Below are 14750 nucleotides of genomic sequence, written 5' to 3' on the forward strand. Positions count from 1 at the left end.
ATATGTGTGTTGCGATACCAGGAAAAGTTCTTTCTGTAGAGGGAACAATGGCACAAGTGGATTTTAAAGGAAATACAGTGAATGTAAATGTGGGTCTTGTAGATCCGCAGCCGGGTCAGTATGTTCTGGTTCATGCCGGATGCGCCATTGAAGTGATGGAAAAGGACAAGGCGGAAGAAATTATTGAGCTGTTTGCGGAACTGGAGGCATAAAGAGGTGGATATTCAGAATGTAATCGATTATCTGAAGGCCTATGACGGGCCCCCCATCAAGCTGATGGAAGTCTGCGGCACCCATACAAGCAGTATTTTCAAAAATGGAATCCGCAGCCTGATTTCTCCGAAAATTACACTGATTTCCGGACCGGGATGCCCGGTATGCGTTACGCCGACGGCCTATATCGATCAGTGCATCCGCTATGCGATGCAGGAAAATCATGTATTGCTGACTTTTGGCGATATGATGAAGGTGCCGGGAACAGAAGGAAGCCTTTCCGACATGAAGGGAAAAGGCGCGAAAGTGGAGCTGATGTACTCTCCTTTTGAAGCGGTTGAAAAAGCGGAAAGACACCCGGATATAACGTGGGTGGTAGCCGCGGTCGGCTTTGAAACTACCGCTCCTTCCTATGCGCTGATGATGCAGCAGGCTGTAGAGAAAGGAATCCGGAATATTCGTCTGGTGACAGCCTTGAAAACCGTAATTCCGGCTCTGCGGTGGATCTGTGAAAATCAGATGGACATTGACGGATTCATCTGCCCGGGACATGTGAGTGTGATTATCGGAAGCAAACCGTATGAAGCTTTGGCTCGGGAATACAAAAAGCCCTTTGTGATTGCCGGCTTTGAGGCGGAACATATTCTGGCGGTTATTTACGATCTGGTAAGACAGATTGAGAAAAAAGAAGCAAAGGTAAAAAACCTGTATACAAACGCGGTTCATACGGCAGGAAACCAGAAAGCGCTGGATGTACTGAAGACTTATTTCGAACCGGGGCCCGCCATGTGGAGGGGGCTGGGAATGATTGAAAATTCCGGCCTGTATCTGAAAGATTCTTCTTATGACGGAGGAAGCAGGGGGCTGGTGCAGGATATGAAGCTTCCGGAAGGGTGCCGGTGCGGGGATGTCATTGTAGGCAGGATCAATCCGGATCAGTGTCCGATGTTTAAAACCCAGTGCAGCCCTATGAACCCCTTTGGTCCGTGCATGGTATCGGCGGAAGGGGCCTGCGGAATCTGGTACCGGAATAAATAGAAATTGGAGGAACCCATGAAAATTACGATGGCCCATGGGAGCGGAGGACGTACCTCGGCGGAACTCATGGAATCAGTTTTTGGAAAACATTTTAAAAATCCCATTCTCGATAAAATGGAGGACGCGGCAGTCCTGGAACTTCACGGAAAGGCAGCTTTCAGCACGGACTCTTTTGTGGTGACACCCCTGGTGTTTAAAGGCGGCGACATTGGGAAGCTGTGTGTCTGCGGAACGGTTAACGATCTGCTGATGATGGGGGCCGAACCGAAGTACCTGACCTGCGGCTTTATTATGGAAGAGGGGCTGGATATCGATCTTCTCGACCAAATCGTCCGCTCAATGGCGGCGCAGGCGCGGGAAGCGGGAGTCCTTATCGCGGCGGGGGATACAAAAGTAGTCGAAGGAAGCGGAGGTCTCTATATCAATACCACCGGAATCGGCCTGATTCCCGAAGGCAGAGATGTAAGCGCCGCAAACTGCAGGGCAGGCGATAAAATTCTTTTGTCCGGAAATCTGGGGGATCATCACGCCTGTATCCTCAGCGCCCGTATGGAAATTGACAACGAAATTCACAGTGACTGCGGATGCCTGAAGGATATCACCGAGGCGCTTTTCGGCGCGGGAATCGAAGTGCGCACGATGCGGGACGTAACAAGGGGCGGATTGGGAACGATCCTCAATGAAATCGCGGATACTTCCCGCTGCAGGATCGAGCTTTCGGAAGAATCCATACCGGTCAGCGATGAAGTACGCGGATTTGCGGATATTCTGGGACTGGATCCGCTGTATATGGGAAATGAAGGAAAAATGGTCGCTGTCGTACCTGCGGCGCAGGCGGAAAAAGCGCTGGAGCTTATGCGCGGGACGGAACATGGAAAGGACGCGGCGATCATAGGAGAGATAAAAGAAGGGAATGGAACTTTCCTTACAACAAGGCTGGGCGCGAGCCGCGTGCTGGACGTGCTTTACGGTGAAGGCCTGCCGCGCATCTGCTGACGCGCGGGGCTATTCGGTAACTTCCGTGCAGGCCAGTTCCGGATTCCAGTGGGTTTCCTGAAGATATTTCAGCAGCCCGCTGGAATCTTTTTTGTAAAACAAGTCCAGAATCACACGATGCTCGGAATTGGTCGTACGCAGAACTTCTTTATCTTCGCTGTCTGTAGAAAGGGCGTATGTTTTGGAAACAAATTTGTTTTTCAGCTGTGACAGTACGCCGATGAGAACGTCATTTCCACATTCCTGCAGATAAATGCCGTGAAAGATTTCCTGCTGTTTGTAGTACATTTCATAATTGCCGGAATTGATGGCGAGCTCCATACTGTCAATGTAAAAGGCCATATCCTTCAAGTGCTTTTCCGTAAGTTTCGGACAGGCAAGCTGCGCGGCCAGGCCGTCCAGTACGCCGATCACTTCATAAAGCTGGCGGGCCTCGGTCTCTTTCATCTGCTTGATGATAAATCCTTTTCTGGGAACGTTTTCTAAAACGCCTTCGCTGGAAAGCTGGATCAGAGCTTCCCGAACCGGCGTGCGGCTGATACTCAGCTCCCGGCAGATTTCATTCTCGTTGATTTTTTCGCCGGGAACCAGTTCTTCCTTGGAAATTTGTTCCGCGATATACTGATAGACATGATCCTTTAATGATAAAAATTTATACATAGATTCGAACCTCTTTACGAATAGTAAGATTATGATATCATTAAATCAGTGGAAAGGCAATGTTGACAGAATATAAAATATAATATATTATATATTTAATAATATTCAGGAAACCGAAGAGGGAGGTAATCGACAATGTTCAAAAATGTAATCGTAAGAAGACCGTGCAAAGCTATGGTAGACGGAATCACATCTGCCCCGGAACTTGGAAAGCCCGATTATGAACTGGCGCTGAAACAGCATGATGACTATATCGCGGCTCTGAAAAAGTGCGGCGTGGAAGTAACGGTTCTGGAAGCGGACGAACGCTATCCGGATTCCTGCTTTGTGGAAGATCCGGCAGTTATCACAAGAAAATGCGCAATCATTACAAATCCGGGAGCTCCGTCCAGAAACGGAGAAAAGGATGAAATTATCGGCGCCGTAAGAAAATTCTTCCCGGAAGACAAGATCGAATATATCAAGGCTCCGGGAACGTTAGAAGGCGGCGACGTTATGATGGTGGGTGACCATTTCTATGTGGGGCGTTCCGCGAGAACCAATGAAGAGGGCATCAAACAGTTTATCGCGATTCTGGAAAAGCACGGACTCAGCGGCTCCGAAGTTCCTCTTGAAAAAGTGCTTCATCTGAAGACCGGAGTAAACTACATTGAGAACAATAACATGCTGGTATCCGGTGAATTTATTGATAAGCCGGATTTCGCGAAATACAATAAAATTGTAATTCCGGAAGAGGAAGCATATGCTGCCAACTGTATCTGGGTAAACGACAAAGTAATTGTACCGGAAGGATATCCGGCTGTAGAGAAGGCAGTAAAAGACGCGGGATATGAAGTTCTGCTGGTAGATACTTCCGAATACAGAAAGCTGGACGGTGGACTGAGCTGCCTGTCGCTGCGTTTCTAAGAGACAAGCAAGAAGAGCCAAAAACCTGTATCCTTAGAACATGGATACGGGTTTTTCCTTTTTTTGTGTGTTTTGTGTATAATTTATCCAAAGATGAGGAAAATATTGACAGGTAACTGCCTGTCGAATATAATGAAACTGTCAGAGTGAAAGAGCGGCTTTAAAAGCGTCCGGCCCTTGTCGTTTTGCGGCTCTCAACTGACAGGCAATTATACCTTTATTAAATGAATAAAAGAAGGACGTGAATTATTATGGAAAATCCAAAAGAAAAGGGGCTCGGCACGCTGAGGCTGACCATGTTCGGTATCGGGCTGATTCTGGCCAGCGGCGCTTTTGCGATTCCCGGAGATTTCGCGGCTGCGGGGGCGTATCCTCTGGCATCGCTGATTGGATGGGGAATTACCGGCGTCGGAATGCTTTCCTTGTGTCTTTGTTATTTCCGGCTCAGTATTGTAAAACCGCAGCTTACTAGCGGGCTTTACACTTACGCGAGAGAAGGGTTTGGCGAGTTTATCGGGTTTTGTTCTGCCTGGGGGTACTGGATCAGCGCGATTCTGGCGCAGATTTCTTTCCTTACAATGCTGTTTTCCTCACTGGGGCATTTCTTCCCCGGTGCCTTTGGAGCCGGAAACAATTTAACCTCAATCGTTACAGCTTCTGTAATTGTATGGGTGCTGGCCTTCCTCATTTCAAGAGGAATCAATCAGGCTGTGACGATTAATGTTATCGTGGTACTGGCAAAACTGCTGCCTATTTTGGTACTGCTGGTGGCGATTATCTTCGCGAGAGCCTTTGACCCCGATGTGTTTATGGCAAACTTTACCGGAGAGGGTTCCGGTATGACGCTGATAGAACAGGTAAAGGGAACCACCTTTATCACCGTATGGATCTTCATCGGGATTGAAGGAGCGGTTGTAATTTCTCAGCGAGCGAAGACGACAAAGGACGCGGGAAGAGCGACCGTAATCTGCTTTCTGTGCATGCTGGCGCTGTATATGATGATATCCGTGCTGAGCATGGGTGTGCTTCCAACGGAAGAACTGGCGGAGCTTTCGACTCCTTCTATGGCTGGAGTGCTGGAAGCGGTTGTCGGCAGCTGGGGCGCGACCCTGGTGAACGTAGCGGTGATCATATCCATAGCGGGCGCGCTGTTTACCTATACGATTTTATGCGTGGACAGCGCTTACGCGCCGGCGTCAAAGGGGTGTTTTCCGAAGTTTTTCGCTAGAGTAAACGAGCGGGGGACCCCGGTTACCTCACTGCTGCTGTCAACGGTTGTAATTCAGATCTTTCTGATCATTATTTATTTTAATGATTCTACTTATCAGATCTGTTACTCTCTTTCCACCAGTATGATTATGTTCCCGTATTTCCTGTCCGGGCTGTATTGCCTGAAAATTACCTTCAAGGGTGAAACGCTGGAGGGACTCAGCGGCGGCGCGAAGGCAGGAACATGGATCATCGCCGTTATCGGCGCGGTATACGGAGCGTGGATGCTTTACGCCAGCGGCTGGCAGGCGGTATTATCTTCCGCGGTGCTGTTTGGACCGGGAATTTTGCTTTATGCCTATACACAAAGGCAGAAAGCAGAGAAAATTTTTCCAAGAGTGGTTGATACAGTTGCAGTTGTTGTGGTTGTCGTTGCGTTTGTTCTGTCAATCATGTTCATGGCAAACGGTACGATTCAGATGTTTTAGAAATTAAAGTTCATGAACTATGGGGCCGGACAGCCGGAACTGAAAGCATGCTTTTTTCGGTTCCGGTTTCTTTTTGAACAGACACTTGCCGGACGGGTCGGTACCCCATATAATAAATGCAGCAAGGGAAGAGAAAAGAGGTAAAACCATATGTACGCATATCAAATCAAAATTTCGCTGGAAGATGTTGTCCCACAGGTCTGGAGAAGAGCGATTATTCCGGGAGGAATCTCTTTCTCCCGAATGGCGGCAATGTTGAACGATATTATGGGCTGGTCGGGCACCCATCTTTACGCGCTGGTAACATCTTCAGGGTTTCATGTGTCCGGAGCGCCCGAGGGAGCTGAGGAAGAACCGGATGATTTTGTCCTTGAAGAGCAGGGAATGACCGGAGGCGGGCAGGAAATTGATGAGGTCTTTTGTAACAACAAAGACTTTCTTTATATTTATGATCTGGGAGATAGCTGGGAGCACAGGGTGGAAATTGAAAAAAGAGAAGCAGCGAAGGAAGTTTATCCGCGGATTCTTATGGGAGAAGGGAGCTGTCCGCCGGAGGATTGCGGCGGAGCGGCGGTTTTTATGGAACTGATGGAGCGCCCTTCGGATGTGGAGCAGGAACTTGCGGACATGTACAGGGAAGAAATGGAGCCATTTGATCTGGAAAGAACCAATGAATTTCTTAAGGCAGTTTATGGAGGAGAGGCGTTTTCGAAACTGCCGGAAGCGCTCTGCGATGGAGATCTGGATATTCTGTCAGTGGATCCGAAGCTGCTGCCAAATCTATCGGAATCTCTGATGTCTTACCGGGCGGCGGATCTGAAAGCGCTGTGGAAAAAATGGGAGATGAAAGGCTACAGCGGCTTGCGGAAGCAGGAACTTGCGGATAGGCTGGCAGAAGTTCTGACTGATCCGGACACTATGAGCGGGAAGCTTTGCGCGATTCGGGAAGAATCGCTCGCGTTCTTTGAAACCCTTCAGGAGAACCCCGTGTATGCTTTTGAGTTGACCCGGGAGGCGCACGCGCAGGCCGGTCTTTTTATGGAAAAGGGATATGTTTTCCTTACAGAAGAGCTTATTTTCTTTGTTCCAAAAGAAATTAAAGAATGTTACAGACGGATGAATCGAGCGGTGTTTGAAGAAAAGCGGCGGCGGGCCCGCCGGATTCTGGATTACTGTATGGCGGCAGTCAACCTGTACGGCATTGTTGAGATAGACAAATTGATTGAAATTTTTAATGGTCAGAATGAAACCCCGCTGGAGAAGGGGGAGCTGTTCGCGGTGCTGGCTCTGCAGGAGGATGAAGAAGAGCGATGCGTAGTGTGCGGTCTGGCGTATCTTTGCGACAGCGCGATTCAGTGGGATATCTTCGACGCTATTTTGCAGGAGCAGATGGGGAAACCCTATTACGTACCGCGGCAGGAAGCGTTTCTGCGCTACGCGGATCCGGACTATTGTGAAAAGCCGTTGGCATGGAAGGCAGTGGAGCGCTTTTTCAAAAAAGAAATGCGATTAAAGGATTTTGACGCGGAATTTTTGTGCCATGAACTGCAGATGATTGTCCATGTGGGTGGAGATCCCGATACGGTTTTCGAAACTCTTGGAGAGTTTCAGGTGCCGGAACCGACGGAAAGGCAGATGATACAGATGGCGGATCTTCTGATGGACGCGTGGAACTGTACCAGAATGGTGACAAACCGCGGGTTTACCCCCAATGAAATGAAAGGTATGGAAAGTTCGGGAACAGAAGGCGGAGAGATCCCGGACAACATCATTCCTTTTCCGGGACAGCAGAAGGAATAATTCTTTCTGATTTTACAGATTTCGATCAATTGCTCTTTTCCTATTGACGAGAAAAATCCCTTGTGATATAATATCGAAGATTTAGGCTGAAAACGGAAATGGAAAGGAGCAGGGATGAAAACCTTACTGAAAAACGGGCACATTTTCACGGAAAAGGGATTTGAAAAAAGAGACGTTTTTGTAGTTGACGATCGTCTATCCTTTTCTGATTTTTCTACATATGATGAAAGCATCGACTGTGATTCTTTCCTTTTAATTCCAGGTTTTACCGATGTACATGTACACTTCCGGGAACCTGGTTTTTTTTATAAGGAAACGATCAAAACCGGAACTCAGGCGGCGGCCAGGGGCGGCTATACGGCGGTCTGCACCATGCCGAATCTGGACCCGGCGCCATCCAGTCTGGAGGCTCTGGAAAAACAGCTGGAGATTATCCGGCGGGACGCGGTTGTAAAAGTCTATCCCTACGGGACGATTACGAAAGAGCAGAACGGCAGGAGCGAACTTTCAGACATGGAAGCCATGAAGGACTTTGTCATCGCCTATTCGGATGACGGAAAGGGTGTGCAGACGGCGGAGCGGATGGAAGAAGCCATGAGGAAGGCAAAAGCTCTGGGCAAAATCATTGTCGCTCACTGCGAGGATGAAAGCCTGCTGGAAGGAGGGTACATCCACAAAGGCGCTTACGCCGCGGCTCACGGACATAAAGGAATCTGTTCGGAAAGCGAATGGAAGCAGGTGGAGCGGGACCTGGATCTCTGTAAAAAGACCGGCGCGCGCTATCATGTATGTCACATTTCCACAAAGGAAACGGTAGCGCTGGTTCGACAGGCCAAGGAGGACGGTCTGCCGGTTACCTGTGAGACCGCGCCCCATTATCTGATTCTGTGCGAGGATGATCTGCGGGAGGACGGACGTTTCAAAATGAATCCGCCGCTGCGGTCTTCCGCGGATAAAGCGGCGCTGATTGAGGGAATTCAGGATGGAACCATCGACATGATCGCTACGGATCACGCTCCCCACAGCGAGGAAGAAAAGAGCCGGGGACTGGCGGACAGCGCCTTCGGCATTGTGGGCCTGGAAACCGCGTTTCCGGTACTGTACACCTTCCTCGTAAAAAAAGGCATTCTTTCACTGGAAACGTTAATTGAGCGGATGGCCATCGCTCCCCGCCGGGTATTTGGCATAGAAGGCGGATATCTGAAAGAGGGACAGATCGCGGATCTGGCAGTATTGGATCTGAAAGCCTCCGGAAATGTTCAGCCGGATCGGTTCCTTTCAAAGGGGCGCAGCACACCTTTCGCGGGACTGGAGGTTCAGGGAGAAAACGTGATGACCTTTGTAAATGGAAAACAGGTATACAGCAGGAGATAAGCAATGAAAAGGAACAAGTATACAATAATCGAAAACCGGCCGCTGACCCGGGAAGTTTATGAAATGAAACTCGGCGGAGATACATCGGAAATTTCCGCGCCCGGACAGTTTGTGAATATCAAACTGGACGGCTTTTATCTGAGAAGGCCCATTTCCATCTGCGACTGGAAGGACGGGGAACTTACGATTCTTTATAAAGTTGTCGGACAGGGAACAAAAGCCATGGCGGAGATGAAAGAAGGCGGCGTGCTGGATCTTCTTTGCCCCCTTGGAAACGGTTATGATCTGGATAAGATCGCCCAGGCTTCGGATACGCCGCTGCTTGCGGGAGGCGGCGTGGGAATCCCGCCTATGTACGGCCTGGCGAAATCGTTGCTGGCCAGAGGGCTGCGGCCGCAGGTTGTTCTGGGATTTAACACGAAGGACGAGATCTTTTATGAAGAGGAATTTCGGGCTCTGGGACTTGCGGTAACCGTAATGACGGCAGACGGAAGCTATGGGAAACAGGGCTTTGTGACGGACGGCTTTGACGCTGCGGATTATGCCTGCGCCTGTGGACCGGAGCCTATGCTGAAGGCGGTATGGGAGAAGGCCGAGGACGGACAGTTCAGCTTTGAGGCCAGAATGGCCTGCGGCTTTGGCGGCTGTATGGGCTGCAGCTGCAAGACAAAATACGGAAGCAAACGGATCTGCAAAGATGGTCCGGTTCTGGAAAGAGGGGAAATCCTGTGGTAGATTTAAGTGTATCTTTAAGTGGACTGACTCTTTCCAACCCGGTGATTCCGGCAAGCGGAACCTTCGGGTACGGAAAGGAGTACGCGGAACTTTATGATATTAATATTCTGGGATCCCTTTCTTTTAAGGGGACTACGCGGGAAGAGCGGTTCGGAAATCCCCAGCCGAGAATCGCCGAATGCGCGGAAGGGATGATCAATTCGGTAGGACTGCAGAATCCGGGGCTTGCGGCGGTGATTGAGAAAGAACTTCCGGAACTTTCAAAGATATATAAAAAGCCGGTAATCGCCAATATCAGCGGATTTTCTATTGAAGAATACGTACAGTGCGCAAAGGCGATGAACGATGTATCTCAGGTGGGAATCCTGGAGGTCAATGTAAGCTGTCCCAACGTTCACGATGGCGGAATGGCGTTCGGCGTACTGCCGGAAAGCGCGGCGGCAGTGACAAAGGCCGTTAAGGAAGTTGCCGCAAAGCCGGTGTACATCAAGCTGAGTCCCAACGTGACGGATATTGTTTCCATCGCCAAAGCCTGTGAAGAGGCGGGAGCGGACGGACTGAGCCTGATTAACACTCTGCTGGGAATGCGGATCGATATCAAAAGAAGGCAGCCGGTGATTGCCAATAAAATGGGCGGCTTTTCGGGCCCGGCCATTTTCCCGGTAGCGGTGCGCATGGTATATCAGGTTTCCAAAGCGGTGGATATACCGGTTATCGGAATGGGCGGCGTCTCCAGCGCGAGAGACGTGATTGAAATGATGATGGCGGGAGCCTCAGCAGTGCAGGTAGGAGCGGCCAATCTGGTGAACCCTTACGCCTGCAAAGAAATCATCGAAGAACTTCCGGCGGTTATGGAAGAACTGGGAATTGAGAATCTGAGAGATATTATCGGAATCATAGATTAAGAAAAGGAGGCAGCAGATGGGAAAAGATGTAATGGTGGCTCTTGACTTCAAGAGCGGTGAGGAAGCGCTGAGCTTTCTCGATCAGTTTACAGGAAAGCAGCTTTATGTAAAGGTGGGAATGGAGCTTTACTATGCGGAAGGTCCGTCGATTATCCGGGAAATCAAGAAGCGGGGACACAAACTGTTCCTGGATTTAAAGCTTCACGACATTCCCAATACTGTGGAAAAGGCCATGGCGGTACTGTCCCGGCTGGATGTGGATATGGTGAATCTGCACGCGGCGGGTACCATTGAAATGATGAAGGCGGCTCTGCGGGGACTGACCAGAGAGGATGGCACAAGACCGCTTCTTATTGCGGTAACGCAGCTTACTTCCACCAGTCAGGAACGGATGCAGAAAGAGCTGCTGATCCCCGAAGAACTGGATCAGGTAGTCATTCAGTACGCGAAAAACGCGGCGGAGGCCGGCCTTGACGGAGTTGTATGTTCTCCTCTGGAATCAGGCAAGATCCATGAAGCCTGCGGCAGCGGATTTCTGACCGTAACGCCGGGGGTGCGCTTTGACGACGCCAGCAAGGGGGATCAGGTGAGAGTAACCACTCCGGCCAAAGCAAAGGAGCTGGGATCCGATTATATTGTAGTAGGGCGGCCCATTACCCAGGCGGAGGATCCGGTGGCTGCCTATGAACGTTGTGTAAGTGAATTTGTGAACGCATAGGAGGTAGGAAAATGGCAGACAGAAAACAAGAAATCGCGAAAGGTCTTTTATCCATCGGGGCGGTCTTCCTGCGCCCGGACGAGCCCTTTACCTGGGCCAGCGGAATCAAAAGCCCGATTTACTGTGACAATCGCCTGACGCTGACGGCGCCGGAAGTACGGATTAAAGTGGAGGAAGGCCTGGCGGAAACCATCCGGGAGCATTATCCGGAATGTGAAGTGCTGATGGGAACCAGCACGGCGGGAATCGCTCACGCGGCGATTACCGGTCACATCATGGGGCTGCCTATGGGCTATGTGCGGGGTTCCGCCAAAGATCACGGGCGTACCAACCAGATTGAAGGAAAGCTGGAAAAAGGACAGAAAGTGGTTGTCATTGAAGATCTGATTTCTACGGCGGGATCGGTTCTGGATACCGTAAAAGCTCTGCGGGAAGCGGGAGCGGAGGTTCTGGGAATCGCCAGCATCTTTACTTACGGGATGGCAAAGGGAAAAGAGCGTATGGCCGCGGCGGACATTCAGAATATCAGCCTCTGCGATCTGGACACGTTAGTGGAAGTGGCGGCAGAGGAAGGCTATATTAAAAAAGAGGATGTGGAACGCTTAATCGCGTTCCGGGATAACCCTTCGGATGAGGGATGGATGAAAGGAGACAAATAAATGGCAGAAGCAATTCGTAATCTAATCAGTATTTTGGACATGTCTGTGGAGGAAATCGATCATCTCATCGAGGTGGCGGATGATATTGTGGCAAATCACGATGACTACACGGAAATCTGCAGAGGGAAAAAGCTGGCCACGCTGTTCTTTGAACCGAGTACCAGAACAAGACTCAGCTTTGAAGCGGCTATGCTGGAACTTGGCGGCAGTGTGCTGGGCTTTTCCGAAGCGTCCTCCAGCTCCGCGGCTAAGGGCGAAAGTGTAAGCGACACCGTGCGGACCGTAGGCTGCTACGCGGATATTATCGCTATGCGCCACCCGAAGGAAGGTGCGCCGCTGGTCGCTTCCAGAAGAACGACAGTTCCTATTATCAACGCGGGAGACGGCGGACATTTCCATCCGACCCAGACCCTGACCGACCTTCTGACCATTAAGAGAAAGAAAGGGGAACTGGGCAACATTACACTGGGACTGTGCGGAGACCTGCAGTTCGGAAGAACGGTTCACTCCCTGATCGAAGCCATGCTCCGCTATCCGAATGTGAAGTTTGTGCTCATTTCGCCGGAAGAACTGCGTGTTCCGGAATACATCCGGGAAAAGCTCCGGGAAGCGGGAGCGCAGTGGTGTGAGGTAGAAAGCATGGAAGAAGTCATGCCGGAGCTGGACGTGCTGTACATGACCAGAGTGCAGAGAGAACGGTTCTTCAATGAAGAGGATTATGTAAGGCTGAAAGACACTTATATTCTGGATATGGAGAAGCTGGAAAACGCCAAGCCGGATCTGACTATCATGCATCCGCTGCCGAGGGTAAACGAAATTTCCGTAAAGGTGGACGATGATCCGCGGGCCTGCTATTTTGAACAGGCTCTGTGCGGCAAACATATCCGGATGGCGCTGATTTTGGATTTACTGGGAATCAAATAGGAGGTACGAGGAATGAATATTGACGGCGTAAATACAGGAATTGTTCTGGACCATATCAAAGCGGGAAAGAGCATGGAGATTTATAACTACCTGCGGCTGGATAAGCTGGACTGCAGCGTGGCGGTTGTCCAGAATGTACGCAGCAGCAAATACGGAAAAAAGGACATCATCAAGATTGACGATGAGATTGAACTGGATTTTGAAATGCTGGGCTACATAGACAGCAATATCACCATTAACCGGGTTAAAGACGGAAAGCTGCAGAAAAAGGAGCATCTGGAACTGCCGGAGACTCTGACCGATGTGATTAAATGTAAAAACCCCAGATGCATCACTTCCACGGAGCAGGAAATTACGCATATTTTTAAGCTGGCGGATCGGGAAAAGAAGATTTACCGCTGCGCTTACTGCGATGTGGAGCATAAGGAATATAAATAGTTTCTCAAAAGACAAAGGCATGGGAGCGGAATTTGGAGGTTCCCATGTCTTTTCGCATTAGGAAAAAAGACGGAGCTTCCAAAGTGGACTGCAATTGTGTGGCCATTCTCTGAAAAGAGATTGTGCGGACACATTTTTTCTTTTTTTCTGCGGAGTGATTTTTAAATTCGGCGGATTTTTCTATGGAGAATTTGTAAAAAAATGAGATTTTTGTCTTGATTCACGGAATTTAGAAGACTATAATAAGCACGGGATAAGAAAAACAGAATGACAATTCCGAACGCAGAGGCCTGTGGAGAACCTATCTATGGCCGAGCGTCGATGGGTAGCGCGGGAAACGGCGTTGCCTCCCGTGTTTTGGAAAGGAATGAAGCAAAAAAATCAGAGGTTCTTTCTCAGAATAACGGGAAAAGGATCTCTTTTCTGTTTTAAGGAGGAATTATGAGCAAACCATTTATCAACTGGGAAGAACTGGCCAAGCTTGCCATGCCCGCGCCGCCTAAACGGGCGGAAGACTCTGGTGACAGAGGTCCGAAAAGGGGATATGGCGGTTGGGACAATCAGGCGGAATTTTATAACCGGATGGCTAAGATGGAAGCGGAGTTTACGCTGAACCAGATTAATTGTTTTGATACATCAAAAGAGGATACGGTTCTGGATGTGGGCTGCGGACCGGGAAGAATCACCGTGCCGATGGCAAAGCGTGCAAAATCCGTTATGTCTTTGGACGCGTCTCCGAAGATGTTGGAATTCTGCGCGGCAAACGCCAGAGAAGCGGGGCTGGATAATGTAACGACGAAATTGTTCGACTGGGAAACAGAAGATATTTCCACCTTGGGAAAATTTGATATTGTCATTGCTTCCAGAACGGTCGCTCTGCAGGATCTGGCGCGGCTTTCCAGTTTGGCGGAAAAATATGTAGCGATTGTAATCTGGGCCCATGGATACCCAAGTATCCCCGGGATTGTCGGGAAGCTGTTTAAAGGAACCGAAGAAAGACCTATGCCGGGGCCGCCTCAGCATCGTGATCGGCGTCTGGGAAACAATTTGTGGTACAACCGGGTGTACGATCTGGGCTTTGACCCGAATCTGAATATTGTGGAGGACGGATTTACCAGAACCTTTGAAAACAGGCAACAGGCTTATGAAGAACTGCGCAAACTCTGGCCGGAGCTTGCGGAAGAAAAGCTTCCGATTTTCAAAAAGAATACCGATGAATTCCTGACAGAAAACCAGGACGGCAGCGTTACCTTCCTGGCAAAAACAAAGAGTATCGTTCTTTGGTGGAAGCCGGAGGTACAGGAATAGGAAAAGAAAACCGGCTGAATGGAAAGAGTCCTTGAGTCGGTTTTTTTGGAAGGAAAAAGTGATGAATAGAAGGTCGAACTAGGGAGAAAGTTTGAAGAAAAAGATGTTTTTTCTTCAAAAATGTTCGTATGGAAACGAAAACGGAAGAAAAAATGTGATAAAATACTCTTTGTAGTATGGAAGTTTTAGAGAAATATGGAATAAATAATTAGGAAAATTCCGAACGCGAAAGCCTGGAGAGTGAAAAGCTTATGGATCCGCGTCGATGGGTAGTTCTGGAAACGGAGCTGCCTCCCGCATCATTTGGAAAGGAATGTTTTAAAGTAGATAGTAAGGCTCTTTCACGGATGTGGGAGAGTCCTTTTTGTTGTACTGATTT

Annotated in this window: 15 protein-coding genes and 2 riboswitches; of the genes, 14 read left to right on the forward strand and 1 reads right to left on the reverse strand. The window is 49.5% G+C overall.

Features of this window, described 5'->3' with window-relative positions:
* Positions 1 to 2 precede the first annotated feature (2 nt).
* From H9L42_RS06020 to hypE, 3 genes are read left to right on the forward strand one after another with little or no spacing between them, the layout of a single operon-like run.
* Positions 3 to 212 carry a HypC/HybG/HupF family hydrogenase formation chaperone gene (locus H9L42_RS06020; RefSeq protein WP_187302486.1) on the forward strand — a complete coding sequence of 70 codons (210 nt, stop codon included), beginning with the start codon at positions 3 to 5 and terminating at the stop codon, positions 210 to 212.
* Positions 213 to 216: 4 nt separating this feature from the next.
* Positions 217 to 1251 carry a hydrogenase formation protein HypD gene (hypD, locus tag H9L42_RS06025; protein ID WP_187302487.1) on the forward strand — a complete coding sequence of 345 codons (1035 nt, stop codon included), beginning with the start codon at positions 217 to 219 and terminating at the stop codon, positions 1249 to 1251.
* A gap of 15 nt (positions 1252 to 1266) precedes the next feature.
* Positions 1267 to 2247: a hydrogenase expression/formation protein HypE gene (hypE, locus tag H9L42_RS06030; protein WP_187302488.1), complete on the forward strand. Its 981-nt coding sequence runs from the start codon at positions 1267 to 1269 to the stop codon at positions 2245 to 2247.
* A 9-nt stretch (positions 2248 to 2256) separates the two neighbouring features.
* On the opposite strand, the gene H9L42_RS06035 is transcribed toward hypE, so the two are convergent.
* Positions 2257 to 2907 (reverse strand): GntR family transcriptional regulator, encoded by a 651-nt coding sequence (locus tag H9L42_RS06035; RefSeq protein WP_187302489.1) that lies wholly within the window; start codon positions 2905 to 2907, stop codon positions 2257 to 2259.
* 135 nt (positions 2908 to 3042) lie between these two features.
* On the opposite strand from H9L42_RS06035, the gene H9L42_RS06040 reads away from it, so the two are divergent.
* The 11 genes from H9L42_RS06040 (at position 3043) to H9L42_RS06090 (ending at position 14371) form a co-directional block, all read left to right on the forward strand.
* Entirely contained in the window at positions 3043 to 3813 is a 771-nt protein-coding gene (locus tag H9L42_RS06040; protein ID WP_187302490.1) for a dimethylarginine dimethylaminohydrolase family protein, read from the forward strand.
* 251 nt (positions 3814 to 4064) lie between these two features.
* Positions 4065 to 5510 (forward strand): basic amino acid/polyamine antiporter, encoded by a 1446-nt coding sequence (locus H9L42_RS06045; RefSeq protein WP_187302491.1) that lies wholly within the window; start codon positions 4065 to 4067, stop codon positions 5508 to 5510.
* A gap of 150 nt (positions 5511 to 5660) precedes the next feature.
* Complete coding sequence (locus tag H9L42_RS06050) at positions 5661 to 7310, forward strand: plasmid pRiA4b ORF-3 family protein (RefSeq protein WP_187302492.1); 1650 nt, start codon at positions 5661 to 5663, stop codon at positions 7308 to 7310.
* A 114-nt stretch (positions 7311 to 7424) separates the two neighbouring features.
* A complete protein-coding gene (locus H9L42_RS06055; RefSeq protein ID WP_187302493.1) occupies positions 7425 to 8684 on the forward strand; it encodes a dihydroorotase in 1260 nt (419 codons plus the stop codon).
* A 3-nt stretch (positions 8685 to 8687) separates the two neighbouring features.
* Entirely contained in the window at positions 8688 to 9419 is a 732-nt protein-coding gene (locus H9L42_RS06060; protein ID WP_187302494.1) for a dihydroorotate dehydrogenase electron transfer subunit, read from the forward strand.
* Positions 9413 to 10324 carry a dihydroorotate dehydrogenase gene (locus H9L42_RS06065; RefSeq protein WP_187302495.1) on the forward strand — a complete coding sequence of 304 codons (912 nt, stop codon included), beginning with the start codon at positions 9413 to 9415 and terminating at the stop codon, positions 10322 to 10324. Before H9L42_RS06060 ends, H9L42_RS06065 begins: the two co-directional genes overlap by 7 nt.
* Positions 10325 to 10340: 16 nt before the next feature.
* A complete protein-coding gene (gene pyrF / locus H9L42_RS06070; protein ID WP_187302496.1) occupies positions 10341 to 11042 on the forward strand; it encodes an orotidine-5'-phosphate decarboxylase in 702 nt (233 codons plus the stop codon).
* An 11-nt stretch (positions 11043 to 11053) separates the two neighbouring features.
* Positions 11054 to 11701: an orotate phosphoribosyltransferase gene (gene pyrE / locus H9L42_RS06075; protein WP_187302497.1), complete on the forward strand. Its 648-nt coding sequence runs from the start codon at positions 11054 to 11056 to the stop codon at positions 11699 to 11701.
* Positions 11702 to 12625 carry an aspartate carbamoyltransferase gene (gene pyrB / locus H9L42_RS06080; RefSeq protein WP_187302498.1) on the forward strand — a complete coding sequence of 308 codons (924 nt, stop codon included), beginning with the start codon at positions 11702 to 11704 and terminating at the stop codon, positions 12623 to 12625.
* Positions 12626 to 12637: 12 nt separating this feature from the next.
* A complete protein-coding gene (locus H9L42_RS06085) occupies positions 12638 to 13063 on the forward strand; it encodes an aspartate carbamoyltransferase regulatory subunit (protein ID WP_187302499.1) in 426 nt (141 codons plus the stop codon).
* A 262-nt stretch (positions 13064 to 13325) separates the two neighbouring features.
* Positions 13326 to 13447: riboswitch (molybdenum cofactor riboswitch) on the forward strand.
* A gap of 57 nt (positions 13448 to 13504) precedes the next feature.
* Positions 13505 to 14371, forward strand: coding sequence for a class I SAM-dependent methyltransferase (locus tag H9L42_RS06090; protein WP_187302500.1), 867 nt, complete (start codon positions 13505 to 13507; stop codon positions 14369 to 14371).
* A gap of 205 nt (positions 14372 to 14576) precedes the next feature.
* Positions 14577 to 14701: riboswitch (molybdenum cofactor riboswitch) on the forward strand.
* Positions 14702 to 14750: the final 49 nt, after the last annotated feature.

Source organism: Zhenpiania hominis, assembly GCF_014333425.1.
GTDB classification, from domain to species: domain Bacteria; phylum Bacillota; class Clostridia; order Peptostreptococcales; family Anaerovoracaceae; genus Hominibacterium; species Hominibacterium hominis.

What these genes read in the sequence shown, in the direction of transcription:
- pyrF (WP_187302496.1), top strand. Translation starts at nt 10,341, where the DNA reads ATGGGAAAAGATGTAATGGTGGCTCTTGACTTCAAGAGCGGTGAGGAA.
- hypE (WP_187302488.1), top strand. Translation starts at nt 1,267, where the DNA reads ATGAAAATTACGATGGCCCATGGGAGCGGAGGACGTACCTCGGCGGAA.
- H9L42_RS06040 (WP_187302490.1), top strand. Translation starts at nt 3,043, where the DNA reads ATGTTCAAAAATGTAATCGTAAGAAGACCGTGCAAAGCTATGGTAGAC.
- H9L42_RS06055 (WP_187302493.1), top strand. Translation starts at nt 7,425, where the DNA reads ATGAAAACCTTACTGAAAAACGGGCACATTTTCACGGAAAAGGGATTT.
- H9L42_RS06090 (WP_187302500.1), top strand. Translation starts at nt 13,505, where the DNA reads ATGAGCAAACCATTTATCAACTGGGAAGAACTGGCCAAGCTTGCCATG.
- H9L42_RS06020 (WP_187302486.1), top strand. Translation starts at nt 3, where the DNA reads ATGTGTGTTGCGATACCAGGAAAAGTTCTTTCTGTAGAGGGAACAATG.
- H9L42_RS06035 (WP_187302489.1), bottom strand. Translation starts at nt 2,907, where the DNA reads ATGTATAAATTTTTATCATTAAAGGATCATGTCTATCAGTATATCGCG.
- pyrB (WP_187302498.1), top strand. Translation starts at nt 11,702, where the DNA reads ATGGCAGAAGCAATTCGTAATCTAATCAGTATTTTGGACATGTCTGTG.
- H9L42_RS06045 (WP_187302491.1), top strand. Translation starts at nt 4,065, where the DNA reads ATGGAAAATCCAAAAGAAAAGGGGCTCGGCACGCTGAGGCTGACCATG.
- pyrE (WP_187302497.1), top strand. Translation starts at nt 11,054, where the DNA reads ATGGCAGACAGAAAACAAGAAATCGCGAAAGGTCTTTTATCCATCGGG.
- H9L42_RS06060 (WP_187302494.1), top strand. Translation starts at nt 8,688, where the DNA reads ATGAAAAGGAACAAGTATACAATAATCGAAAACCGGCCGCTGACCCGG.
- H9L42_RS06050 (WP_187302492.1), top strand. Translation starts at nt 5,661, where the DNA reads ATGTACGCATATCAAATCAAAATTTCGCTGGAAGATGTTGTCCCACAG.
- H9L42_RS06085 (WP_187302499.1), top strand. Translation starts at nt 12,638, where the DNA reads ATGAATATTGACGGCGTAAATACAGGAATTGTTCTGGACCATATCAAA.